Consider the following 25,677-nt stretch of genomic DNA (forward strand, 5'->3'; position numbering starts at 1 on the left):
AAGGGAAAAGACTGAATTTTTAAAAATAAGGGAATTCTCCCATGAGTGATTTTTTTAATAAAAAATGAAACATCCTTATAATATGTTGTGATCTTTATAGGACTGGTACTCCATAAGTTAATAGCTATATATACTAAAACGATCTGGTACTAAGAGTAAACCCTGAATTTCTAAAAATGGGGAGATCCCCTCTATTCTGCCATGAGCTTTACCTTGAAATTTGTGCGATAACCTATTTATTAATCAACAGTATGGAAAGAACAAATAATCAAAGTGGAGAATCAATAATAAAACCTAAAGTACTCATTCAGCCTGGATATGCAACTGGAGATATGTTTGCGATTGCCGCAGCTTTAATTGATGATGATGAACTTCATGTAGTCATTTCAAAAGGTGATGAGAATTGTAATGATCCTACAGATAAGGCAGATTCTATTAAAAAATTTTATGAAGATTCCAGAATTGCTGAAAAGAGAATACATCTTGTGGAAGTAAGTAAGTTAAGAGAAAACGAAGAAGAGTTAAATGAGAAAGTTGCTAGATTTCAAGTAATAGGAAGGATTGATTATGGAACTGATTACGTTGCAAGAAAATTTTCAAAAAGCATGAAGAGAAAGGTAAGAAACGCATGGAAAGTTAATAGCTGTAACGGTGAAGATAAAGCTATAGAAAAATGGTTGACAGAAAAAGGGATACCCATTACTGGAGGCCGCTTACTTATTTTATGGTCACGGTTCAGTGGCAAAAACGGTGATATTCATATAGAACATGACACGAGTTATTTCGGGACTAGACAAATTGTAAAGAGAGCAGTGAATATGTATGATGCCATAATTATTACGGGTGATAAAGGATATCAGGAAGAAAGAAGAGAAAAAGACCTGAGAAGCAAAAGAGATTCTAAAAAAAGAGGGCATCAGTTTGACGAAATTGCCAATGAGGTCAACGCTTCCAAAGTTTTTAACATCACTGAATTCTGGAATGATGAAAATTCAAATGATCTTCCAAAATGGGACGGGAATACCCGCGTGGGACAATTTAAGCTGTATGAATATTTTCAGAACAATTTTAAGGATGTAAAGCATCTGGGATTCAGAAGTGGAAACCTTGAAGTGATGGCAATGTTAGGATATCAGGTCAGATATATGGAAGAAGGTAAAAGAGTAGGAGATGAAAGTAAAGGTGGATATAGAATGACTGCATGGAATGACCGCCGTGAAAGCCTTATGGATAAAAGTATTCCCGAAGATGAGAGATTGACAATTGGATATGAACGGATCCAGTTGATTGACCTTCCTACAAGAACAGGGAAGTTTCTTCAGGATAAAAAGTTGGAAATCAATAGCAATGCAATTGATAAAGATGCAATAGATGAAGAAGTCAGAAGGAGAATAAGTGTCATGGATGAAAAAGCTAGGAAAAATTTTAAAAACACCTATAACAAAGAATTAAAAGAAGTAAAAAGAGAGAGAATTAAATGGGGGAAAGATGAAGTAGAAAAATGGAGACGGCCAGATTTTACTCCTGGTAATAAAGGTGGAGCCCAAAAACCTGATGAGATTCGTGATAAGTACTTAAGAGGATTTAATGATACAGATTTGGATATTCTCTTTAATCAATATTTACGCCCTGCAGATTGGAATGGAATTGAAGATAGAATTATACGACAAGAGAAACATTATTCAAAGGAGCATACCGAAGGTTTGGATCAGAATGAAAGAAATAAACTATTTGAAGAATTAGCAACTCAGCCTTCCTGATATTTTTAAAATCAAAGACAATACTAACAGATTAAAATTCGTATTTCCACAGTTTTCCTATGGGGATTTTATTCTCTGTTTTGCAGCACGATAATCAGGTACCTAAATTTATATGACTATACACCGAAATCCGGGCAGATATAATCTGTTCCGGATTTTAAGGTAATAACGGTTAAAAATCACTATATTTAGAATTATAATAAATGATCTAATTAAACTTTAAAACCAATAAATTATGTTGAAAACCCCTCATTCAATCATGAAATTATGGCTCTTTTTTGTCTTAGCATCAGTATCCTCATTTATGCTTACTGGATGCAATGCAAAGAATGATGCAGATCAGATCTTTTACAACGGTGATATCCTCACAATGGCAGGTAAAGAAGCTGCCTATGTAGAAGCTCTTGTCGTAAAAGACGGAAAAATTGTCTTTGCAGGAGAAAAAGATAAGGCTATGGCCCTTAAAGGAAATAAAACACAGGTAACCGATCTTGCAGGCCGTACGCTGATGCCAGGTTTTATAGATGCCCACGGTCATATTTCGCAATATGGATTTGCTTTACAGATGATCGATCTGCAGCCTGAGCCTTACGGAAAGGTAATGTCAATTCCGCAGCTACAGAAGGTTCTCAAAGATTATATAGCCGAAAATAAAATTCCTGCCGGAACTATGATTGTTGGAAATGGTTACGATGATGCCATAATGGAAGAACACCGTCACCCGACAGCTCAGGAGTTGGATGAAGTCTCGTCTGTTAATCCAATTTATATAGAACATACTTCAGGGCATATGGGAGTTGCTAATTCTTTATTGCTGAAAAATATGAATATCACATATGATACTCCGAATCCTGTCGGAGGAATCATTGGCAAAGATCCGGCTACCAAGCAGCTTACAGGAAAAATGCAGGAGAATGCCAATATCAATAGCTTACAATATGTAATAACACAGCTTCCGAAACCTGCAGAAAGCGATAAGTACAAATCTTTACTTGCCGCAGAAAAAGCCTGGTTTGCCGGTGGACAGACTACCATATGTGAAGGACGTGCTGCGCCGGATAATATTGATCATATTATGGATGCAGACAAGAAAGGATTGTTGAAAGGTGATTATATCATTATGCCGGATTATGACTTGAATGCCGATAAACTGACACATTGGAAACAATTCTATAAAAAGTACAATGGGCATATTAAGATAGGAGGTATAAAAATGACTTTTGATGGCTCTCCACAAGGTAAATCAGCCTGGCTTACAAAACCTTATCTGGTGGCGCCGGAAGGAGAAAAGCAAGGATTCCGGGGACAGCCAATCTATTCAACAGAAGCAGCTTATAAAGGACTAAAAGCGATCTTTCAGCAGGGAATGCAGGTTCATATTCACTGTAATGGAGATGCAGCGATAGATGAAGGCCTTAACTTACTGGAACGTCTTAAAAAAGAAAAGCTGCTTACAAAAGATATGCGCTGTGTTCTTATCCATAGTCAGGTATGCCGCAAAGACCAGGTTCCCCGTTATAAACAGATAGGAATAATGCCAAGCTGGTTTCCTACACATGTTTACCTATGGGGAGACTGGCACCGTTCCAATGTGCTTGGGGAAGAAAGAGCAAGAAGGATAAGCCCTTTGAAAGAGGGGTTGGATCAGAAAATACCATTTACCATTCATCATGATTCGCCGGTCACTCCTCCCGATTTGATTACTGCGGTATATGCTGCAGTAAACAGAAAAACACGTTCCGGATATATACTGGGGCCGGAGTTTCGGATCAGTCCTTATGAAGCTCTTAAAGCAATCACTATCAATGCTGCATGGCAATGGGGAGAAGAAAAAGAGAAAGGAACGCTGGAGAAAAATAAAAGAGCAGATCTTGTTATTCTGGATAAAAATCCTGTTAAAGTAGATCCTTTTACCATTAAGGAAATAAGCGTTATGGAAACTTATAAAGACGGCGTGCAGGTATATAAAAAATAATAGATTTCAAATACAAAATATTCCGGAGAAAGAGCGTTCTGAAATTTTCAGAACGCTCTTTTATTTTACAACACTGGGAAATCTAAATGCAAAGAAGACTGAAAAAAACTGTAAATTAGCCGGTGAAGATGAATTGAAAACACATCCTTCGTAATCTATTCTATGTCTAAACTAAAAACTGTAAGAGAACAGAAAAACCTGACCCAGGAAGAACTTTCAGAAAAATCGAAAATTTCTGTCAGAACAATTCAACGGATTGAAGCAGGTACAGAACCGAAAGGACATACGCTAAGAGCACTGGCTCGGGCATTGGAAATAGAGGGAAATTTATTACAAGATACTATTGTAATTCCTGAGATCAATGATGAGGTATCTGAGGAAAGTATTCCGGAGGTGAAGGAAAAAGAGCAATCGGATGTCAATTATTCTCTCGTTAAAATTATCAATCTTTCCTCATTGCTCTTCACGCTGTTGCCACCACTAAACATCCTTGTTCCACTTCTCCTGATGTTTACGATGAAGCAGAGAAACAGTCTGGTGAAGGAAATCATTTCTGTTCAGATGATATGGACGGTGATGGCACCTATTGTTTTCATGTTGGGGATCTTTTTAAAGTTCGGAAGACAGTTTACTCTGGTTCTTATGATTGCCATTGTCCTCTCCAATGTTTTTATTATCCTTCGCAACGCTGCAGAGATTGATAAGAAGAGAAAATTGTATTTTAGATTGAGTTTCAGTATGATATAAAACCTGTCAGGGCTTTGTCGGGTTTTTGTCGGGTTCTTTTTTCGTCATAAAACAGACGAAAATCTAATCTTTGGCAAAAATTTAATCATGACAAAGACAGCTTCATTGGGTCTTCTTTTTTTTACTTTGGTTTTTAATAGTATTCAAGCCCAATTACCAAAAACAGATTCTCTTTATAAAATTATTATGTCAAAAGACAGTCTGCTTTTTTCCGTAGGTTATAATACCTGCAACACGGGGCAGATGGAAAGTCTGTTGAGTGACGGGTTTGAATTCTATCACGATAAAGGCGGATTTGAAGACAGGAAGGTATTTATAACCCATTTTAAAAACGGATTATGTAAATCTCCCGAAACCTATCAGGTGAAGAGAGTCCTGGTTGAGAAAAGCAATGAGATTTATCCTATGTATAAAGATGGAAAAATATATGCAGCCATTCAGAATGCAGACCATCTGTTTTATGAAAGGGTGGGAAGTCAGCCTGAGAAACTGGTAGGAGAAGCCAGATTTACTCATCTTTGGGTGCTGGAAAATAATGAGTGGAAACTTAAGAATTCATTAAGCTTCAATCATCATCCAAAACCAATCACCGATAGTGAAATGATGTTTGATAATGACCAGTCTATGGCCAACTGGCTGAAAGAAAATAGAATCCCTGCCCTTGGATTGGGAATTATTAATGAAGGAAAACTTCAGGAGGTAAAAGTTTTCGGCCAGCTTAAAAAAGGAGTTCCCGCTCCCCGTAATGCCTATTTTAATGTAGCATCTCTCACCAAGCCGGTTACCGCAATGGTAGCTTTATGCCTGGCCGGTTCAGGACTTTGGAATCTGGACGAACCTCTGGATGCTTATTGGATAGATCCGGATGTTATCAATGATCCTAGACATAATAAGCTTACAACCAGGATGATTCTGAGCCATCAGAGCGGTTTTCCAAACTGGAGATGGATGAATAATGATAAGAAGCTAAGTTTTCAGTTTGATCCCGGTACCCAATATCAATATTCCGGGGAAGGTTTTGAATACCTTCGGAAAGCTCTCGAAAAGAAGTTTGGAAAGCCGTTGGAACAACTTGCAAAAGAACTGATCTTTCAGCCTCTTAAAATGAAAGATACCAATTATATTTGGGACCAAAATACAGATGAGTCAAGATTTGTGACAGGATACAATGAAAAAGGAGAGACATACCCAATAGAAAAAATTAAAAAGGCTAATGCTGCCGATGATCTGCATACAACGATAGAAGACTATGGAAACTTTATGGTCAGCATCATGAAGGGAAAAAATCTGAAACCTGAAATATTTAGAGATATGATAAGAAAACAGGTGAAGATTAAAGAAAATAAGTATTTTGGGCTAGGTCTTGAAATCTATGATCTGGGTGGTGGCGAATATGCGTTATCCCACGGTGGTGCTGATCAGGGCACAAGATGTATTGCCATTGTACTTCCTGATTCTGGGAAAGGAATTATCATTTTTACCAATATTGATGATGGTTATAAAGTTTATGAAAAACTGGTTGTTCATTATCTGGGAGAACAGGGAAGAAAAATTGTTGATATAGAAACCAAATAAAGAATTTAGGCAGATAATATCTTAGAAAAAACCAATAAACTTTTTATTGATGAAAAGCCTGTCTTTCATTGTGAAGACAGGCTTTGTTATTTTTATTTTACCTTTTCCAAAAGATATAATTTGGCACCGGAAAATGCCAGTTTAGGCATCAGGTTGCCTTCTAAAACCATTGTTTTGTTGTTGACATCAATCACGGATATATAATTATTGGAATTGTATTCAATATAATTTTCCTTTTCCTTAGTAATAGGGTTTTTCCCAAATTCTAATGAGTATTTTACCCAGTCTTCCTTATCAGAACTGCAATGTACCGGTTTAAACTTAGATTTTTTAGCTTTAAAGATCATTTGGTCAAAACCTTCTGTACAATCCGAAGAAAATGTGCTTTCCGGATTCTGATCTTTGGTGAAATCTTCGAAAGAACCTTTGTATACACCTACTACTTTCCAGGTTCCATCTAAACGGTCTTCATCTATTTTTCCCTTTGCTTTGCTTACCGCCCAGCTAATACCATTCACAGTCCCTTTTACCGCTTTATAACCAATATTTACAGCTCCCGACACTACTTTAGTTGCAGTTCTTACCACGCATGAATTTAATACCAGAACAGCCGAAGCCAGAAATATCATTTTTTTCATATTGTCAAATTTTTTACGAAGATAAGGCTTTAAGTTTAATAAGGCAGAAGATCAATGATGGGAGCTGGAGGTTATATAAGTCGGATTATTAGTTTAGATTTTACTGTACCCAGCTCTTTACCGTTTCAAAGAAAAAGGCATACAGTTTTTTGTCAATATTATTCTGATCGTGAATCACCATATTATTTAGAGAATATTTCCAAATATTTCTCCGGCATCCACATGAAGCATAGGACGAAAGTTCCGATTAACAGCAATGATAAAATCAGTGTAGCGACTTTGAAACCGTCCAGCCTGAACTCTTTTTCCTGATTTCTGCCGGAACTGTGAAAGCCGGAGAGTCCTTGAGGATAAGGTTGATTGTCTTTTTGTGGCTGTATTCTTCCATTCGAGGAAGAGGATAGAGGAGAAAGTGACTCTACATTTCTGTTCTGATCTACAGTATTGGTAAATGCACGTTTATTTTCCTGATGTCTTTTTTTAGCTGTTTCTATCTTTCCATCGGCAGTAAGATGACGGATCACTTCTTCAATTTTTTCTGAATATTGGTCGTATTCTTTACTGATGATTTCAATTCCCTTTTTAGATTCCTTTATTTTGGTTTCATTGTCCTGATGTCGTTTTTCATTTTGTGAGATCTGTATGTTAAGGTCTTCAAGCAGTTTTGTTTTCACCTCTTTTAAATCTTCTTTTTCCTTTTTAAGATCAATGATCGCGTTTTGGAGAATTATGCGTTTTTCTTCTTCAAGATTATCCAGTTCCTTTTTAAAACCATCAGCATCTACAATTTTAAAGATTCCTTTTTGTTTTACAAATTCTCCAATTTCATGACTTTGAGTAAAGTAAATAGTGTCAAAAACATTCAACAGTTCAATAGATTTTTTAAAAAAGGTCTGCAATTGAGCGGCATTCGTCTCGCAGTAAACGACGAGATAGTTACCACCGGATTGGGTAAAGTCCAGCTCATCCACTTCCCGGACATTGAATCCTATTTTATCAAAATCCTTGGGTTTTTGGATGGAAAACTGATCGGAATGATTAACTGTAATAATGCCTTCTGACAAATTATTTTTTTCAAGAATATGCTGGAAGTCATTTAATGTACTGATGATAAGCCCTTCCGAAGCAATTTTATTTACAAAAAGTAAGCTTGAACCTATAAATGTTCCGCCTCTGTCTGAATTTTGTTCTTTTGCGAACGTGTAAACAGAGTAGGAGATGAGATTGTATCCTGCGGAATAATCTTTTCGTATTGAGTAAATATTGCTTTGAGGAAACAGTTTGATGGCATCGGTTTTAAGATCAAATGTTCTGATTTCCTTAGCAATATTCTGATTTCCACCCAAAAAAAAGGATTGCCTGAAGCCGTTCGGGTTACCAAAAGTCCCGAATGCCGAAAAAAAATAAGTACTATCCATTAATTTGTAAAGCTAAATTTGATACGTTCCCAGAATGTTCCTTCATAATCAAGATCATAACCTACAATACTTCTGTAGAGCCATTTTGCAAGTACTTCAGCCGTAGAAAGATTCAACAGGTCAATTTTTTCACTTCCGGTGGTATTCTGAATACTTCCGATGGTATAATAGCTTTTGCTTAATCCATACGTATCAATACGTTGTGAGGTCATGGGAAGATGTTCAGAAATAAAAGCATCAAGAGCTTCAGCACTTTCCACATCCATTCTTCCCGATTTGTCCCACTTGGAAATAACCAGAATAGCATTCACCGATTTTAAATTCTTACCTTTTCTTTCCAGCTCATCCAGAAATTCATTGATTAAAGAATCATCTTTATACGCAGTTTCATAACTGGTTACAATGATAAAAGTAAGCGGAATATTGGCATTCAGAAAGGTTTCTATACTGCTGTGGTAGCTTCCGCCTCTTCGGATATCGTTGTGGTTTTCCCCGGAAGTTTCCAGAAACGTAAGATCTATAGGAACCACTCTTTTAGATCGGTTATTCGGTTCAAAAACAAGATCCAGACGGGTCACCTGATCCCTCGTTGTTCTGTTGGGAAGCACACCTTGTCTGATATTTTCAAAAAAATCTGAGAGTAAAACATTAGCTTCTTTAGAGTTGGGAGTTCCCAGTTTGGGTCTCAGAACGCCAGCATACGATCTGAGATAGTAAAGCATTGAGGAGAGAATCACAGATTTTCCGGACTCTGCTGTTCCGAAGAAAAAGACAAAATTACTGTCTTTATTCCTGATGTCATTGGAAATGGTTTTGGCAATCGGGACAAAGTCTGTTTTTGTATCATTTTGAAAATCAAATGATAACGGTTTCAATGCTTCCTCTGTCTCAAAAGAAAGAGGTTTTAAATGATCTTTAGTTTCCATGGCTTAGTTGTTAGGGATGATGGTTTTACCGCTTCTTTTATTGGTGAAGACGCTTCTATTATTATTTCCATTGTAGTTTCCTGAATCTGTAACCAGTAAAATGATAATCACAATCACAAAATCAAGTAAGATACAGCCCGCCAGTACTACAAACTGGTACATTCCAAAATTTTTGATGGCATGTTCAAACGCAAAACCGATTTTTCCTACCTGTTGGGTTTTTGAAACAGCAGGTTCAAAATGTATTTTATCATTTCCAAGAACAGTCTGTGCTCTGCTTCCCAGTTTATTATAATCAGAAAGAGATTCATCAATGAGCCCCTGAGACAATCCGTCTTTATCCTTTTTAGACAAAAGAAGCAGTTCCTGAATATTTTTATTCCACTTAAAAGCTGTATTATTGATGTCCGTTTTTAGAGCCTTTTCTTCAGGCGAAAGATCAGATACAATATTGTCGATCTGTTTTCCCATTCTTTCTGCAAGATCTTCGTAGTCTTCCCCAACAGGAGTCAGTAAATCTACCTTTTGCCCCGTTAACCTTTCAATATCTTTAATCAATAATTGAGCACGGGTTCCAATTCCTTTATTACCGGGATCTTTGATCTGTTCCATCATCTGTTTTTTCTTGATCTCAATATTCTGGGTAGTCGCTTTATTATACTTATAGCTTAATTTCGATTCTACATCATTTTCAAGAGTCGTGAAATTTTTATTGATGTCACGAAGTTCATCCGTATAAATATCTGTTTTCATAAACCTGGTATAAAGGGCATTAAAATTGGCTATGAAACAGAAAGAAGCAATGAAAATGTAAATCCCCACCAGGCTTCCGGTAGGTTTACCTTCCATTTTGGCATTTCTCAGCATCCAGCATAGGAAGAGGAGCAGCAGTGATAATACCAAAGCAATGACAAATGATGCGGGGCCAAAGATCTGTTGTAATCCAAGCCAGGTCTGATAAAAACTTACGCTGATGAGTAATAAGGCAAGAATTCCCAAAAAGAGATCTGCAGGAGTTGTTTTTTTATTCATAATGTATCTGTTGTTTTGAATGAGGTTATAAAAAACACTTTGTTTTATAATGCCCGAAACTACGAACAACAGGCTGAGGAACATTACGGGAACCCGTAAAGGACAACGCTTATGATTTGATCTGAATGGTGATTTGAAGAGTTATCTCACGTAGATTTTGGAGATAAAGAAGATTTTTAAAAGTAAATAATGTAATTTTCTGAATATAATGATCAAGTAAAAGAAAAATGAAATTGGAATTATTCGAAATCGAAATAAAGGAAAGTAAGGTTTAATTTCCCAATTCCAATTGATTTTTAACCAGATTGTAGTATTCCTTTTTTGTATCTACCAATTGTCTGTGATTTCCATGCTCCACAATATGACCGTTTTTAAGAACAATGATCTGGTCTGCATTTTTAACGGTAGACAGGCGGTGAGCAATAATAACTACCGTTTTTCCCATAAAAAATGATTGAAGGTTGTTGTGAATAATTCTTTCATTATCAGCATCCAGAGCTGATGTAGCTTCATCAAAAAAGATATAATGTGGATTTTTGTATACAGCTCTTGCAATTAAAATACGCTGCTTCTGTCCCCCGGATATTCCATTACCGGCAGCACCAATCTTTGTACGGAGACCTAGGGGAAGTTCATCTATAAAGCTTTTGATATTTGCTACATTAATAGCATGCTGCATTCGGTTATCATCAATAACTTCATCTCCGGTAGCAATATTACGTTCGATGGTGTCAGAAAAAATGAATCCGTCCTGCATTACGGTTCCGCTGTTTTCCCTTATGCTTTTAGGAGATAGGTCGTGTACGTTTTGATCATTGTAATATATTTTTCCAGCTGTAGGATCATAGAATTTTAAGAGAAGTTTCATCAGTGTTGTTTTGCCACTGCCACTTGCACCTACGATAGCCGTTATTTTACCCTGAGGAATAAAGAGATCAATATCTTTTAGTACAAATGGTGATTTGGGGCCTTCATACTGAAAGGATACCTTATCAAAACGAATTCCGTATGGAGTTCCGTTTTCTGTAAAAACAGAATGATGAATACGCAAGTCCTCTAGTCCAATCTGCTCTTCCTGAGGATGGTTCTGAACTTCATTAAGCCTGGTAAGACTCAGTTTAGCTTCCTGTAAAGAGCGGAAAAAATTGACTAACTGATTAACAGGGCTATTCATCTGTCCTATAATGTAAGAGATACTTAATAAGGTTCCCAAAGACATCGAATCAATCACCACAAAATAGGCTGCAAGAAACGTAACAAGAATATTTTTAGACTGGTTAAGAATTTCAAAACCAGACAGCTGAATTTGATTGATTTTCAGGATTCTCAAATTCGTTTTAAAGAGTTTCTGTTGTATATTTTCCCATTCTTTTCTTTTCAGTTCTTCATAATTATTTAATTTCATTTCAGAAACACCATTGATGATTTCATAAATGGTTTCTTGATTTTCTCCACGCTGATGAAATTTAAAATAATCTATAATCTCTCTCTTTTTCAGCCAGAAAAGTGACCACACTACAGAAATAGAGGTTAAAACAATATACACGAGCATAATTCTGTAATCGTAGTAACATAAGACTCCGAAGAAGACAGAAAACGTGATTAAAGAAAATAAGGTCAGAATACTTTGCGATGTTAAGAACTGTTCTATTCTTTCATGATCCTGAATACGCTGACTAAAATCTCCTAAGAGACGGGTGTCAAAAAATTTTATTGGAAGACGTAAAAGCCTTTTGAGGAAATCTGATATAATTTGGATGCTGATTTTGGTTCCAATCTTCAGCGTAATCCAGTTTCTGATAATTTCGAATATGATGTTTCCTGAAAAAAAAGCTAATTGGGCCAACAGGATGATCCCAATCAGGTTGATATTCTTTTTATTGACTCCATTATCTATAAGTTTTTGAGTAAGAATAGGGAAAATAAGTGTTGTTGAAGCTCCCAATATCAGTAAAAAGAATAGTAAAACCAATTGCTTTTTATAAGGCATGAGGTAAGAAACCAATTCTTTATAGGAAATAGGGTCCTGGGTATTCTGATTGGTGTTTTTATAAAACTTCTCCTCAGGTTCCAGAAGTAATGCGATGCCGGATTCTGCATCATCTACCCAACTTTTTTTAAATTTATCTTCATTAAAAGAGATGAACCCATGACCGGGATCAACAATTTTGTACCTTTTTTTCTTACTGAATATCCTTTTTTTTATCCCTTGTAAAACAACAAAATGATTTTGATTCCAATGGATGATACAAGGGAGTGGAAGGGCTTCCAAATCTTCAACCTGTAACTGAACGCCCATGGTTTCAAATCCTATTTCTGTAGCCGCTTCCTGCAAACCAAGCAACGAAACTCCTTCACGGGTAAGATAAGATCTGTCCCGTATATATTGGAGGCTTATATCTCGTCCGTAATGAGAGGCAATCATGGAAAGACAAGCCGGTCCGCAATCCATCTGATCATGTTGAGGAATGAATTTCATAAGCTTAGATTCCAGTTAATAATAATTCGTGAGGAAAAGGGAGCTTTTTCTGGCTGCCTTGCATCAAGGTAATTCCAATTCCGGCGATTCCCCAAAAGAAAGAATACTTTGCTGAGGGGTGAATTTGCTGATCGTCTTCATAATCAAATTGAAAACCTGCCAGTGTTTCTTTATCGGAATTCCAGTACGAAATGATCTGGTCATACCAATACTGGGATGATTCGCCATAGATTTTTTCGGAAGTTCTGTTGCAAAGATCAGCAAACATATAATAAAGGCCGGAACAGCCATAAAGAATACTTGAATCCTGGGTATGACTGTTTTTTAGTTTTCGTTGTGAGCTTTCATGTAACATTTGTACAATCTCATCTTCAAATTCCTGCAGTTGGAATCTTTTTACAGCATTATATAATGCATAGAGTATCCCAAGATCTCCATAGCACATCGATAGCTGAGTTTCATTTACCGTTTCAGCGTTAGGGTATCTATAAGGGAAAAAACCGTTGGTTTGATTTCTTTTTTGCTTCATTAAAAAATAAACAGCCTTATAGATGATTTCTTTGAATCTCTGTTCTTCTGCTTCCAGAATTCCATGTTCGTAAATCTTAGTCAGGAAATTGAGAATCATCGCTGAGCCATGGGAAAGTCCCAGATAAACCTGATTGTTATAGCTTGGCGAAGGCCAATACACTTCTTCCTGATTAAGAATAACCGCATTCTTAATGATAGAAGCTGCAATTTCATTTAAAACCTTTTGGGCATAAGGATCTTTATCATGAATATATCGGTTAAGAAAATAATAACCACTGGCAAGGCTTCCACTGAAATAATCATAATCTTTCCTGGCCAGATCCTGCTTTACCGTTTCGTGCAGCGTATCATTGAGGTATTCATAATATTCGGAAAAATCATAGTCAAGATCAAAATGATTTTGAATAAACATCAGCCCTTTGCCAAAACTTGCCAGCGTTTGAGCAACAGAGTCTCCCTTGTATTTGGGAATATATTCATCATCATTAGAAATTTTAGAAATAAGTTGAATAGATTCCTCAATCATCAGTTCTCCTTTATCCAGAAATTCTTTATTATCAAAATGTTTGTAACCGTAATAATACAATAATGCAGCTCCCATTTTTCCATATTCTATCGAAGCATCTGAAAAAATAGAGATGTTTTGATCAATCTGCGTTATAATGTTATTGATAATATTTTGAATTTCAAGCTTCTGCATTTTGCTTTCTGTGTTTTATCGAATTGTAGGTTTTAAACATGAAAAAGTAAATAACGAATTCATGCATTCTTGCTTTTGTTAAAAAAATACGGTTCATATTCATATGAACATAGTCCTGCAATAAGGTAATGTAGGAAGATCCTGATTTTGTATTTTTTATTAGAGAGGTTAGTTCTCTAATATTCTCTGACCTTGTTATAAATGGTTGAATGAAGTCTTCTATTTCACTGTAATCATGCTGACGGAGAACAGCCTCCAGGTAATCTCTGTTATCTCTGTATTTTTTATCGATTGATTTTTTAAATTTTTGTACATATTCCGGATTGGAATGATCCACATGCTCAGGAAGAAAGGTTTGATAGAGCTGTTCAAATAGATGAATTCTATCATCCAATGAAACCTGGAAATCATTCATCAGCTGATTGAGTGAAAAAACACCTGTTTTCCATCTGATCTCTTCGTTAAGATCTTCAATTTTAAGAAAGTTCATTACCGCTAAGCTGTCATAATAAAAGAATTTCTCTGAAAGCTCTATATTTTCAGCACCATATCTTTCGATTTCTTGTTTGTAGGTGTCAATTTCAAAAGAGCTGATCATGTCATTTTCCAAAAGCACAGAAAGTCTATTATTCAGATACTGAAGGCTTTCTTCATTGATCTTCCTCTTAATACGGAAACGGACATGATATTCAGGATCTTGAAATCTTAGAAAAAACCAAGGGTGTTCAGAGTCATCCTGCTCAAAATGTTCTACATAGTCTGCAAGAACTTCTGTGATGATGGTATCTGCATATTTATGACTGGTGTAGATCTTATAGAAACTCCACTCATCACCCGGTATATATTTTCTTTTCTTCGTTTCAGTGTGATGGGAAAAATGATTGGCAGGTGAAGTTTTTTCTTCTTTTACTGTAAAAGGGAAGATAAATTCAGAAGCAAATGCTTTTCCATTTTCGTCAGGTAATTGTAAAGGTTCAAAATACTCATACAAGAAGATGTCCTCCTTTGTAATATTTCTGGCTAAAATGTGGAGACAGGTTTCGTTAGTAGTGTCCAAAACCAGGACATTATCTCTCTCTTTGATGGTGCAGAACTGAGGAATACATTTGTTGATGACAAGCTTTTTCAATTTTTCAGCGGTCATCTCTTTGTCCATATCAATTCGCCAGCAGGCTTCAGACAGGATAAATTCTTTATATTCTACTCGTGGAAGGAAACTGTTTTTTTCAAGGAATCCCCAATTCCAAAGAAATCCTAAATCAATCCCACTGAATTGATAATCGCCTAAAAATTTAATAACCGGCAGCTGGTTTTCGCCATAGTTATAGGCATTAGTATATTTAGGTTTTATTTCCTTGTTTAGTCTTTTTGATCTTAGTTTTAATCTTCCGTTTTCAAAACGGATATAAATATCATTAATCAATATAACGGAGTCATCATTATTTTTACTCTCCGAAGCATAAGGAAGTTCATAGGTATGAAAGTTGGGACGTTGTAAAACATTACCCAGCCTATCTTCTCTATGATGAAGGAGTTCTACATAAATGCAGTCTTCGGAATCTTTTTCCGAAATTGTTTTTAAGTTCTCTGCCAATTCCGGATCATGATAGGCAAATCTTGATAATATAATATTAGCCAATGGAGTAGGAATAGGAGAGACGGTAAGGAATTTAAAATTTCCACTATCAACATCCTGCTGAGATTTGCATATAAATGAACCAAAAATATGGTTGTTATAGCCAAAATAAAGAGGGGGATCCTGTTTTTTGCCTACTGCTTTTACATCCTGTTCTGTTAGGATGATAGGCGTGAAGTTTTCAGGGGAAAAACAGTGAATATATTTATCAAGAACCAATCTGACAATAGGGGGTACGCTTTCATGGTTCTCAGGACTTTCAAAAGTAAAATAAAGCTCATCCAGTAATGGGGTCTCTTCAAGATTGCCACTGATGTGATAATCATATCCTACACCAAAGTCGGGGTCAAGAGCTTTAACCAATGGAACCTCCATTGATTCGAACTTCCTGATAAACCTTTTGGTGAAGTTTGTTAACCTGTGATGAGGTTTACTTTTAACCAACGGAATTAGTTCTTCAGTTCTTTTGGATAATAAAGAAATTACCTTTTGGTTTATGGATTGTTCTCTTAGAGGGATAATAGAATCAATTTGAACAATTTGCCTGTTTTCTTCAATAATATCAGCAAATTCCTCAGCCTTGTTTTCAATTTCTTCTACGATACGGTCTGATGTAAAGACATCGTATGTTTTGTTCTGTATTTTTGCAATGGATTGCAATGAATCCGTTTTATACCCATACTGTGAAAGGTATTTTTGGAGTTCTGATAATGGATCTTCCAGACTTGTCATATAAGGTGGAAGTTTATCCACTAATATTTTACTTTCTATCAGGGAGTTGATGTACTCTATAATTTCTTGGTCATCAATACCTGATATCTGTTTTGAAATAAGATTTTTTATTTCGGAAATCGTAGTTCCGTTTTGAGCCTGATCAATAATAGAACTCAATATAGGATTGATGGGAACTTCAGCTATTTCATAATCGTACCGTTTACTCCAGCTGATGTATCTCCAGTTATCCCCACTGGTATAAAGGGTGTTATTTAAAAAGTAAGGGATTTTTTCGTTATCCTCTGCAATGATAAGATCTTTTAATTTTCTGAGAAAAAGGACATCGGTTCGTACCTTTAAAGTATAATCATTACTTTTTAATAGAATATTTGTTTCTCCTTGGTGTGTTTTTCCTGAATTAAAACCTGCAAATAGCCCATAAGGTGTACATCGGGTACACATTCTGGAATAATATTTGTATAAACTTTGAAGAATACGGTCTGAAGGATCAAATGCTGTTTTCTCGTCATTCAGCCAGTCCAAAGCGGTATAATAAAAAGTTCTACTAGCAAGATATACGGCATTAAGGAAGATTGTTTCCCCAAAATATCTTTTAACCGCATGAATATCTTTTGCCATCATGGCATCATTCAGGTGCTGCATGTTGGCAAATGAAAGGGTCGAAATTCTGACCACAAAAAAATTTGTAGGAATAAGGAAGTTTGGTTTCAAATTTTTATATTATAAATGAGACTTCTTACGATAAAAGATAAGATCAAGATGCTATAAATTGCCAATAAATATGTTGGATTTTTAGCTTAGAAAATAGAAGAAACCCTCCCAATTTCTTCAATTGGGAAGGTTTCAGGAATTTATAAGTTAGTTGTTGCTCCAGTTGTTGATGTAGTGGTGCAATTGTTAGTCACTGAAGTAGTAGTACAGTCACCATCTCTTACTGGTGCAATTACTTTGTTACCTCCTTTTACAGTGCTTAGTTGTCTTTCGTTTAGTTTAGCAATTGTTTTTTTGTTTAATTGCAGTTGGCTGAATTTGTTGTTCATGATATTAAAATTTTATAATTTTTAGTCTCTACTCTTTTAAAGGATTTTCGAGTTCCTCCTGCACGCGCGTGTGTATTTTTGCTTTAGTTAGCTCTTGATTTTTCTTCGAATCTTATATTTTTTCCGGCCCCTTTTACTTTTCTATTTCCAAAAGAATAATTGACACTCAGGTTAAGTCTTCTTTGGTCAAAGTAGTTGTAAAACTCATTGCGATAACCTGCATTGTAAGAATATCCCTCACTTGTTAATGTTCTGAACACATCACTTACTACTGCGCTGACATTAAGTCTTTTATCAAGAAATGATGCTTTAATTCCCGGAGAGAAATTCATCTGAGTTTTGATCTTTATATTAGAATATACATAAGGCAGATCATGCCAGAAATTCACTAATAAGGACCAGGTCTTTGCTTTATTAAGGCTTATTGTATTATATATGGTATATGAAAATGAAGACAATTTAATTTTTTCAGCTTCAGGGATGATCGGTCTTGTGGACGCATAAGTTCCGGTTGCGCTTAGCGATGTTTCCCATATATTAAAGAAAGTATCATTATATGTTAATTGTAAACCTACTTTATTTTCATTATATGCATTTTCAAAAACGTTGGTATAAATACCATCTACAAGGCGGGCTATATTTGATAATCCGTTTTTATTATACTGGGTATATAGCGTTGCACTGAACTTACTTTTAAGCGTATAGGTTAGCTCAACATTATCATTATATGAAGGAGACAGGGTAGGGGTCCCGGTAAAATACATATAAGGATTGGTATACCATCTGAAGGGATTAAGCGTTTGAAAACTTGGCCTTTCTATTCTTTTGGAATAGCTAAGGGAAAATACATGATCATCACTTGGTTTATATCGTACATAAGCGGTAGGGAATAATCTTCCATATTTACCTTCTGTTACATACCCTTGTACTCCCGGATTGGTCCCGTTAAATTGAGTATACTCATACCTTAAACCTGCCTTTGCAGACCATTTTTCACTGAAATCTTTCTGATAGCTTACATAAGCTGCATAATTATGTTCTTTATAATGAAAACGATTACTATTCGCTGGATTTATAATATAATCCGGACCTATAAGATTGTAATATTCAACATTGGATTTATTATCAAATGATGTATATTTTACCCCTGTTTCAATATTTCCCCATTGGTAAGGAAGGGTAAGATCTGCCTGTCCCGAATAAATGCTATAATCCATAGCGCTGCTATTCCGAATGGTAGTTTCCTGTGCTGAAAAATTATTTAATGTATTAAAATCATTTACTTTATCAGGTGCATTGCTGAGGTAATTGGCTGTTATGCTCAATTTTTTTCCTAAAGTATCTAATTTAAGATCATAGTACGCATTTAAAGTATGGGTAGGTGTTTTCCAAACTTGCTTTTGTACTGTGCTTAAAGTAGAGTCAGTAATCCCTAGTTGTTCATACCTGCTGGCTCCATCCGCATTCATGGTGCTACGCTGCCTGTTAAAATCGTAAATGATTCCTACATTTTGTTTCGCATTAATCTTATAATCTAAGCTATAGTTAAAGCCCAATATTTTTACTTCATCTTTTCTTACTTCATTAGTATAGATCCCATTGTCAGATCCTATAAGACTTCTCGTACCTTTAGGTCTTGTTGAGTTATTATACTGGCGAAGCTTCAGAGATGAACTGATTTTCTTTGACTGATAATTTAATGTCAACCCTGATCCAAACCCATAATAACTGGTTTTCTGATAAGAAGCACTGGCATTTCCGCTCCAGCCCAGATTCGGATTTTTCTTCAAGATGATATTGATCATTCCGCTATTCCCCTGAGCTTCATATTTTGAAGGTGGAGTGGTAATCACTTCAATTTTAGAGATATCATCTGATCTCAGAGATTGTAGATAACCTGCTAACTCATTCTGTGAAAGATTAATCAACCGGTCATTGATCATCACTACTACATTTCCTTTTCCTACGATAGAAATACTTTCATTCTGAAGTCTGATGAGCGGTGTATTTCGTAAAGCATCTAGTCCTGTCATCCCTTGAGAAGCAATAGAATTTTCTACGTTATACACTAAACGATCCACTTTTCGTTCAATAAGTTTTTTTGACGATTTGATATTGACGGCCTCAATTTTTATGGATTGATCTTCTGCAATTTGCAACTGACCTAAATCTATATTGGATTGGAGGCTAATTTTCTTTTCAAAATATTTTTTACCTTGATATTCAGTAATAAGAATATAATCACCTTTTTCACTTTTAAGAGAAAAATTACCATCACTATCAGTTAATCCGTTTACTACTAATGTTTTATCAGTCTTTTGTAACTTGATTTGAACAAATTGAAGCGACTGCTTATGAGAGTCTGTAATTTTACCTGTAACAGAGAATTCCTGAGCAAATACAACTCCACTACTTAAAAGTGTAAATACAGTTAAAGGAGTAGTAAATTTACTTAGTATCATGTTATTAGGTCAGTTTTATATGGTTATTATTCCCTTCCAAAGGAAATAAAATTTTATTAACTGACCAAATCTTAAAGTAAATAAAAAAAATATTTTTAATTTTTCTGGAAAATATTTTATTGTAAATTTTTGATTTTCAATATATTATGACTGGCATAATTTTTTTAAAAAATTTGCTTTTTATTGAATTTGTATTAAAAAAAACGTAATTATTTCTCTATTTTGGGATATTATGTTAAATGAATGGGTTCTAATTTTGTAAATTATTTCTTAATTGAGGTTATTGTATGAAAAAATGATGAAAAAGAACCTGTGGTTTTTAGATGGTTTGTAAATCAATTTTAGGGATAAAAAGAATATCTATTTATCAAAGCTTAAAATATCGTGTGGTGAATCTATTAAAAATGATAGAGGCTCTCTTTGTAGATATGAGAAAATCTGTTGTTAGAAATTATTCATATTTTTTAATAAAGCTTAACTCCTATTAAACCTTTATTTTTCTTAATAGGTTATGATCCTTCTGTTTTTAGGCGTAAAGAATTTTAAGTTTTGGTTGCTCTATTTTTAAAGTAGCAAAGACTGGAATCCATTTCATTGATTCTTTGCAAGCGGATGTATAATTTAGCCACGAATGCACCAACTTTTTATTCATTCGTGCATCCGTGGCCAAAAAAATCTTTTAATATTCCGTGATATTTCTAAAATACAGGAGAATATCTATCTGAATTTGTAGATAAATAATTTATTTATGTTCAGTCTTTAACTTGTTAATCAATGGATTGGCATACATGGCCAGGAAATATTCTTTAGAAACAGGATCAGATGGGTCAATTCGCATCTCCAATCTTCGGATAAACAATTGTTTTTCCTGTTCTGTATACTGTGAAGCATAGGTATCCGTATTGTTTTTCAGATCGTAGGCGATATATTTCGTGGGCCAAAGTTTATAATTTTGAATGATGGAATCATCAATCAATTGCGCAATGGCCTGCAATTGTTTGTTTTTATTTTCAATGGTAGCTGCAATGCCATCCAGTTCTGTATCAATAACATCACCGGCATGCAGATGAATTCGTTTCTTTTGACCTAAAATTCCGCTGAGTATGGTGTTGAAGTCTTCGTTTTTCCCTTTAATGTATTCTTCCTCTCTGTGTTGTGCCAATAATTGAGGCATTTTTAAGGAATCTGTAGGATCATATTCATAGGAAATAGAGATAGGAACAATTTTTAATGTTTTAAAATATTCTATCAGTGATTGATCCCCGGCTGCCATGGCCAGCATTTTTAAAACCCCTTGCTGAGTAGCATCATTCCCATCTTTTGCACGACCTTCACGCTGCGCAATCCAAACAGAACGGTTTTCCTGAAGCAGTTGTTCTTTAATATATTCAGACATCACCTGTGAACTGGTAAGCTGGTCACGAAGTGACAACCCTCTTTGAACTAAAAAGTTGCGGTTCAGTTTAGCCAATACATTCAAAAAGTTTCTTTTCACCAGATTATCCCCAATGGCTGAAGCCGTCATAATGTGGCCGCTTTCCAACAAAACAAGGTTAAGCAGGGAAGTATCCAATACAATATCCCTATGATTCGAAATGTAAAGATAAGAGGTATTTTTATCAAGTTTATCGAAACCTGAAGTAGTTAATCCTTCAGAGCTTTTGGCAAGAATCTGACGAACAGCATACGCTACAAACTGATGCTGAAAATCACTTATAGAATGAACATCTTTAAACTGTTCCAGCCAAACCTGCTCATCCTCACCGGGAAAAGTAAAGTTCATCAGGGCTTTCATCATCGGATCACGGGCTATGCTTTGTAATCTTTCATTCACTTCCTGATCATGAAAATACCGGATTTCATCAAACTTCGACATGTTATGGTAAAAATTAAAACTTTTTGCAAAAGAACGAAAATTTATCTGGGGATAGGGTATAAAGGTTGTTAAAGTATTATGAATGGCGTAGAAGTTAGAGAAATCATCTGTTGAATCGACGAAACTTTATTATTTATCCGAATATGTTTAACCACAAAAGTCACAAAAGATTTTGTTTTTGCACTTAAGTTAGTTGAGAAGGATACTCTATAATAAGATCACATAAAAAGAAAATCAAAGATTTTCAAAAGCTTAAGTGTTCTTTTCATCCGTAAAGCTTGTCATTTAAAAATAACTAAAATGTTCAAAAACTTTTGTGCCTTTTGTGGTTATTAAACCTATTTCAGTAGAAAATTCAGAATTTCTACCAAATTGCTTCTCACTTTTGCTCCGTATTAATTCTAATATCACGGTGAAGCAAGTAACAATTTTAGCAGCCATGCTTTTTTCGATAGGTTTGGTTAATGCTCAGCAGGGAGCTGGGCAGGGGAAAATAAGCGGAAGAATTGTAGATTCCAATACGGGAAAATCAATCGATCATGCCAGTATCGGATTACTAAATCAGGACAATAAAGAAATCAATGGAACGACTTCCAATGAAAAAGGAGAGTTTTCTATGGATCATATTGCCTCCGGAACTTATAAGGTAGCTGTTTTTTATGCAGGCTATAAAAATAAAACGACGGCAGATATTCAACTGGGGGAGAATAGTGCGAATGTTGTCCTTGGTGATATTCAGTTAGCGAATGGAGAAACTTCTATAGAAGGCGTAACCATCGTTGGTAAAAAAGCGGTTATTGAAAATAAGGTGGATAAAATTGTTTTTAATGCAGCTAATGATGTGACTTCTCAGAATGGAGCAGCTATTGATGTATTGAGAAAAGTACCTCAGGTGACGGTAGATGCGGATGGAAATGTAGAACTTCAGGGAAATGCTAATATCCGGTTTTTGATTAATGGAAAGCCTTCCAGTATATTTGGAAATAGTCTGGCTGATGCACTGGCTTCCATTCCGGCGAGTCAGATCAAAAGTATTGAAGTGGTTTCCAGCCCGGGAGCAAAATATGATGCACAAGGGACAGGAGGAATTATCAATATTGTTTTAAAAGATAATAAAGTAAGGGGAATCAACGGAAGTATCAATGCTACCGGAGGAACCTTATTTGAAACAGGATCTCTGAATCTGAATTATAAAAATAATAACTTCAGCATGAATGCTTTCTTTAGTGGGAATGCTCAGTTGAAGGCCAAAACACCTTTTTCACAAGACAGAACTTCTAGAGATGCTTCTTCCAATACCAGTACGCATTTAGTACAGGATGGCTATACTGATTTTGAAAGACATGGCTACCGAACAGGTTTAGGTTTCGATTGGAATTTGAATAAAACCAGTTCATTAAGCGGTTCCGTTTCTTTCAACAGTTTCTCTAATAAAAGTACCGGATTAATCAATCAGCAACAGTATATCACCGATTATAATACCTCCAATGTTTCTTCAATCATCGGATCCAGAACTTCGGATAACCAGTCTTCCGTTCGTTCTATAGATGGAAGTCTGAGTTTTAGAAAAACCTTTGCCAAAGAAGGGCAGGAGCTTACGGCAGATTATGTCTTCAGTTATGGTTCTCCGAAGAGCAGTTATTTTCAGACTCAAAGCTTATCAGGAGCAGCTTCGCCTTACAGTGGTATTTCAGGAAGTAATCCCGGAACAGATAACAGTCACAATATTTCGATAGATTATGTGCATCCTTTGAATGATAATGTTACTTTTGAAATGGGGCTTAAAACAGTCCAGCAACATATTACCAATGCCACGGATGTTCATGTTCTGAATACTTCATCAGGTCAGTATGAAACAGATCCTTTGCAATCCTATCATTTAAATTATGACATGGGAGTTTATGCTGCTTATTTTTCCTCCAAGCTTAAGGTTTGGAACTGGCTGGATGTAAGAGCAGGACTGAGATATGAATACACAACCCTTAAAATAGATTTCCCAAATACGAATATCCCATCGTATGGTTTATTAGTTCCATCCTTCATCTTATCTCACAAATTTGATAGTGGTGAAACAGTGAAATTATCCTATACCAGAAGATTGGAACGCCCGGAATATACAGAGCTTAATCCTTTCCTTAATTTCAGTGATCCACACAATATTACCACAGGAAATCCGGCTTTGAAGCCTGAAATAGGGGATAATATGGAACTAGGGTACACGAAAAACTTTACGAATGGTGGGAATATCTCCTTATCTCTTGTGGAGCGAATCAACAGTCAGGATTTAAAACAGATTACGACCTTTTATCCAACATTTACAGCCAATGGAACAGAGTACACCAATGTATCGGTTACGGCAAGAGATAATATTGGTAAAGAATACAACTCCGGCGGAATTGTCTCTCTTTCCCTTCCGTTTTTCCAGAACAAAATGAATCTGAGAAGTAATATCATGGTATTTCACCGATATATTGTAAGTCATATCTACGTAGGCAACTTAGACATGGGAATGCGCTACCGTGCGAATCTTAATCTTAATTATCAGTTTCCAAAGAACTTTGTGCTGGAAGTATTCGGAAATTATAATTCAGCAGCTAAAAATATCCAGGGGAAAAATCCACAATCCATCACCTATACCATTGCCGGAAGAAAAGAATTCTGGAATAAAAAGGCAAGCTTAGGATTTACGATTACCAATCCGTTTAATAAATACATCAAACAGGTAACCACCGTAAGTACCGGAGATTATGATTCTTATTCTGTAAGAGAGTTACCTTACCGTTCTTTCGGGATAAGCTTCAGTTATAAGTTTGGGAAGATGGATTTTAAAAAGGAGAAGGATATTAGTAATGAGTATTTGAATGGGCCGGGATCGGGGAGTTAGAATTAATTGACAATCCAATAATTGATTTAAAATAAAAAACACTTTTTTAAACTATAAAGAAGTGTTTTTTTATCTAGTCTTCGGCGATCAGAAAATGATCATTTACAAATGATACAATATTCTCTTTCCACTGATCTATATCCTTATGCGTAGAAATAAATGCTATTCCACATGTCAGTTTAGATTCATCATTATATATAAGAGTATAGTTTCCATTAATGAGCCTGCTTTCTTCTCCAGGATACACTAAAGCTGTTCTGGAAGCTTTGAAGTATCTGTGGTAAGCATACATCTGTCGAAGGTCTTTAGGTGATGGTTTAGCTTTATTATTAAGGTTTTTCCATTTAGTATCCAGAACAATTACAGTATTATTGGTTTCAATAATAATATCGGGTTTCATTCTACTGGATGTATTTTCTGACCTCCAAAACTCTTTTATTTGTTGCGATTTTATTCTAACAGCTTTGTGTTTTAAATCCTTTTTTAAAACAATATATACAAACTGTTCCCAAAGGTGGTTCATATCAAACATAAGTGCCAGTACATTATTCTTTCCTCTGGAAACATCAGGATGATAATTGAGTAAAAGCAGCTTTGCTATTTGCAGAGCATTTTCATAATGCAGATTTTTCCTGTCAAAATTGATGGACTCAAAAGTAGATTCAGTGACCTTTATGTCAGGCATTTCCGGAAAGTTTAATAACAACGTTCCTATTCTGCTACCCAGATCAGTTTGATTATAATGCTGCTCAACTAGCTTTAATGCTTTGTATAGGATGTAATGGATCTTGTGATATACATCATAATTAAAATATTTCACATAGAACTTTTCTTTATGAACCAGATTCTGTGAGATATGTTTTGAAAATTGTAAAGCACCTTTCAAAGCATATAGGTTTCCTTCTTTCTTGTTATATCTTTTGATAAGTCCTCTATGAAGTAACTGTTCCAGTTCTTTTATATATAATTCAAAGTAAAGATCTAATACTGTAGTGTTTTTAAGCTTTAAGTTTGCATTACTGGATACTTTAACATCAAACCCCCAAACAGTTTTAATCATATCAATTAATAACTGTCTCCATACTCCTTTTTCATTGTTGCGATCCGCTTTTGGAAGTACTTCAATCGTCGTATGACCTACTTTCAGAACACCAACATGCTGATTAAATTGCACGCCATTTCTTATTAGGCTGAAAAATGGAGTACCATCTCCATGATAATTTTCCAAAGCTATATCAAGCTTCATTTTTTTATGTTCTTCTT

General features: G+C 35.4%; 16 protein-coding genes. 5 read left to right on the plus strand and 11 right to left on the minus strand.

Annotated elements, in window-relative coordinates:
• Positions 1 to 251: 251 nt before the first annotated feature.
• From EG344_RS18175 to EG344_RS18190, 4 genes are all read left to right on the plus strand, one after another.
• Complete coding sequence (locus EG344_RS18175) at positions 252 to 1,760, plus strand: hypothetical protein (RefSeq protein WP_123910783.1); 1,509 nt, start codon at positions 252 to 254, stop codon at positions 1,758 to 1,760.
• A 235-nt stretch (positions 1,761 to 1,995) separates the two neighbouring features.
• On the plus strand, positions 1,996 to 3,735 hold the full coding sequence (locus EG344_RS18180; RefSeq protein ID WP_228412758.1) for an amidohydrolase: 1,740 nt from the start codon (positions 1,996 to 1,998) through the stop codon (positions 3,733 to 3,735).
• A 162-nt stretch (positions 3,736 to 3,897) separates the two neighbouring features.
• Positions 3,898 to 4,482: a helix-turn-helix domain-containing protein gene (locus tag EG344_RS18185; RefSeq protein WP_123910784.1), complete on the plus strand. Its 585-nt coding sequence runs from the start codon at positions 3,898 to 3,900 to the stop codon at positions 4,480 to 4,482.
• An 87-nt stretch (positions 4,483 to 4,569) separates the two neighbouring features.
• Complete coding sequence (locus tag EG344_RS18190) at positions 4,570 to 6,057, plus strand: serine hydrolase (protein ID WP_123910785.1); 1,488 nt, start codon at positions 4,570 to 4,572, stop codon at positions 6,055 to 6,057.
• 92 nt (positions 6,058 to 6,149) lie between these two features.
• Here the strand turns inward: EG344_RS18190 and EG344_RS18195 are convergent, their stop codons facing one another.
• From EG344_RS18195 to EG344_RS18240, 10 genes are all read right to left on the minus strand, one after another.
• Positions 6,150 to 6,695: a hypothetical protein gene (locus EG344_RS18195; protein ID WP_123910786.1), complete on the minus strand. Its 546-nt coding sequence runs from the start codon at positions 6,693 to 6,695 to the stop codon at positions 6,150 to 6,152.
• 182 nt (positions 6,696 to 6,877) lie between these two features.
• The gene (locus EG344_RS18200; protein WP_123910787.1) at positions 6,878 to 8,113 is read right to left on the minus strand and encodes a hypothetical protein; all 1,236 of its coding nucleotides are present in this window, start codon (positions 8,111 to 8,113) and stop codon (positions 6,878 to 6,880) included.
• Positions 8,113 to 9,039 carry a hypothetical protein gene (locus EG344_RS18205; protein ID WP_123910788.1) on the minus strand — a complete coding sequence of 309 codons (927 nt, stop codon included), beginning with the start codon at positions 9,037 to 9,039 and terminating at the stop codon, positions 8,113 to 8,115. The genes EG344_RS18200 and EG344_RS18205 overlap by 1 nt, the downstream gene beginning before the upstream one ends.
• A gap of 3 nt (positions 9,040 to 9,042) precedes the next feature.
• Complete coding sequence (locus EG344_RS18210) at positions 9,043 to 10,071, minus strand: hypothetical protein (protein ID WP_123910789.1); 1,029 nt, start codon at positions 10,069 to 10,071, stop codon at positions 9,043 to 9,045.
• Between the two features lie 271 nt (positions 10,072 to 10,342).
• Complete coding sequence (locus EG344_RS18215) at positions 10,343 to 12,550, minus strand: peptidase domain-containing ABC transporter (protein WP_123910790.1); 2,208 nt, start codon at positions 12,548 to 12,550, stop codon at positions 10,343 to 10,345.
• 4 nt (positions 12,551 to 12,554) lie between these two features.
• Positions 12,555 to 13,781 (minus strand): lanthionine synthetase LanC family protein, encoded by a 1,227-nt coding sequence (locus EG344_RS18220; protein WP_123910791.1) that lies wholly within the window; start codon positions 13,779 to 13,781, stop codon positions 12,555 to 12,557.
• Positions 13,768 to 16,863, minus strand: a complete 3,096-nt coding sequence (locus EG344_RS18225) for a lantibiotic dehydratase (protein ID WP_123910792.1) — start codon at positions 16,861 to 16,863, stop codon at positions 13,768 to 13,770. Before EG344_RS18225 ends, EG344_RS18220 begins: the two co-directional genes overlap by 14 nt.
• 140 nt (positions 16,864 to 17,003) lie before the next feature.
• Positions 17,004 to 17,192, minus strand: a complete 189-nt coding sequence (locus tag EG344_RS18230; protein WP_123910793.1) for a class I lanthipeptide — start codon at positions 17,190 to 17,192, stop codon at positions 17,004 to 17,006.
• A gap of 83 nt (positions 17,193 to 17,275) precedes the next feature.
• Positions 17,276 to 19,654 (minus strand): outer membrane beta-barrel family protein, encoded by a 2,379-nt coding sequence (locus EG344_RS18235; RefSeq protein ID WP_123910794.1) that lies wholly within the window; start codon positions 19,652 to 19,654, stop codon positions 17,276 to 17,278.
• A 742-nt stretch (positions 19,655 to 20,396) separates the two neighbouring features.
• Positions 20,397 to 21,530, minus strand: coding sequence for a 1-acyl-sn-glycerol-3-phosphate acyltransferase (locus tag EG344_RS18240; RefSeq protein WP_123856921.1), 1,134 nt, complete (start codon positions 21,528 to 21,530; stop codon positions 20,397 to 20,399).
• Between the two features lie 412 nt (positions 21,531 to 21,942).
• On the opposite strand from EG344_RS18240, the gene EG344_RS18245 reads away from it, so the two are divergent.
• Positions 21,943 to 24,414, plus strand: a complete 2,472-nt coding sequence (locus EG344_RS18245) for a TonB-dependent receptor (RefSeq protein ID WP_164464464.1) — start codon at positions 21,943 to 21,945, stop codon at positions 24,412 to 24,414.
• A 73-nt stretch (positions 24,415 to 24,487) separates the two neighbouring features.
• Here EG344_RS18245 and EG344_RS18250 read toward each other — a convergent pair whose 3' ends face one another.
• Positions 24,488 to 25,660, minus strand: a complete 1,173-nt coding sequence (locus EG344_RS18250; protein WP_164464465.1) for an McrC family protein — start codon at positions 25,658 to 25,660, stop codon at positions 24,488 to 24,490.
• Positions 25,661 to 25,677 lie beyond the last annotated feature (17 nt).

The sequence above is a fragment of the Chryseobacterium sp. G0162 genome (genome assembly GCF_003815715.1).
Taxonomy (GTDB): domain Bacteria; phylum Bacteroidota; class Bacteroidia; order Flavobacteriales; family Weeksellaceae; genus Chryseobacterium.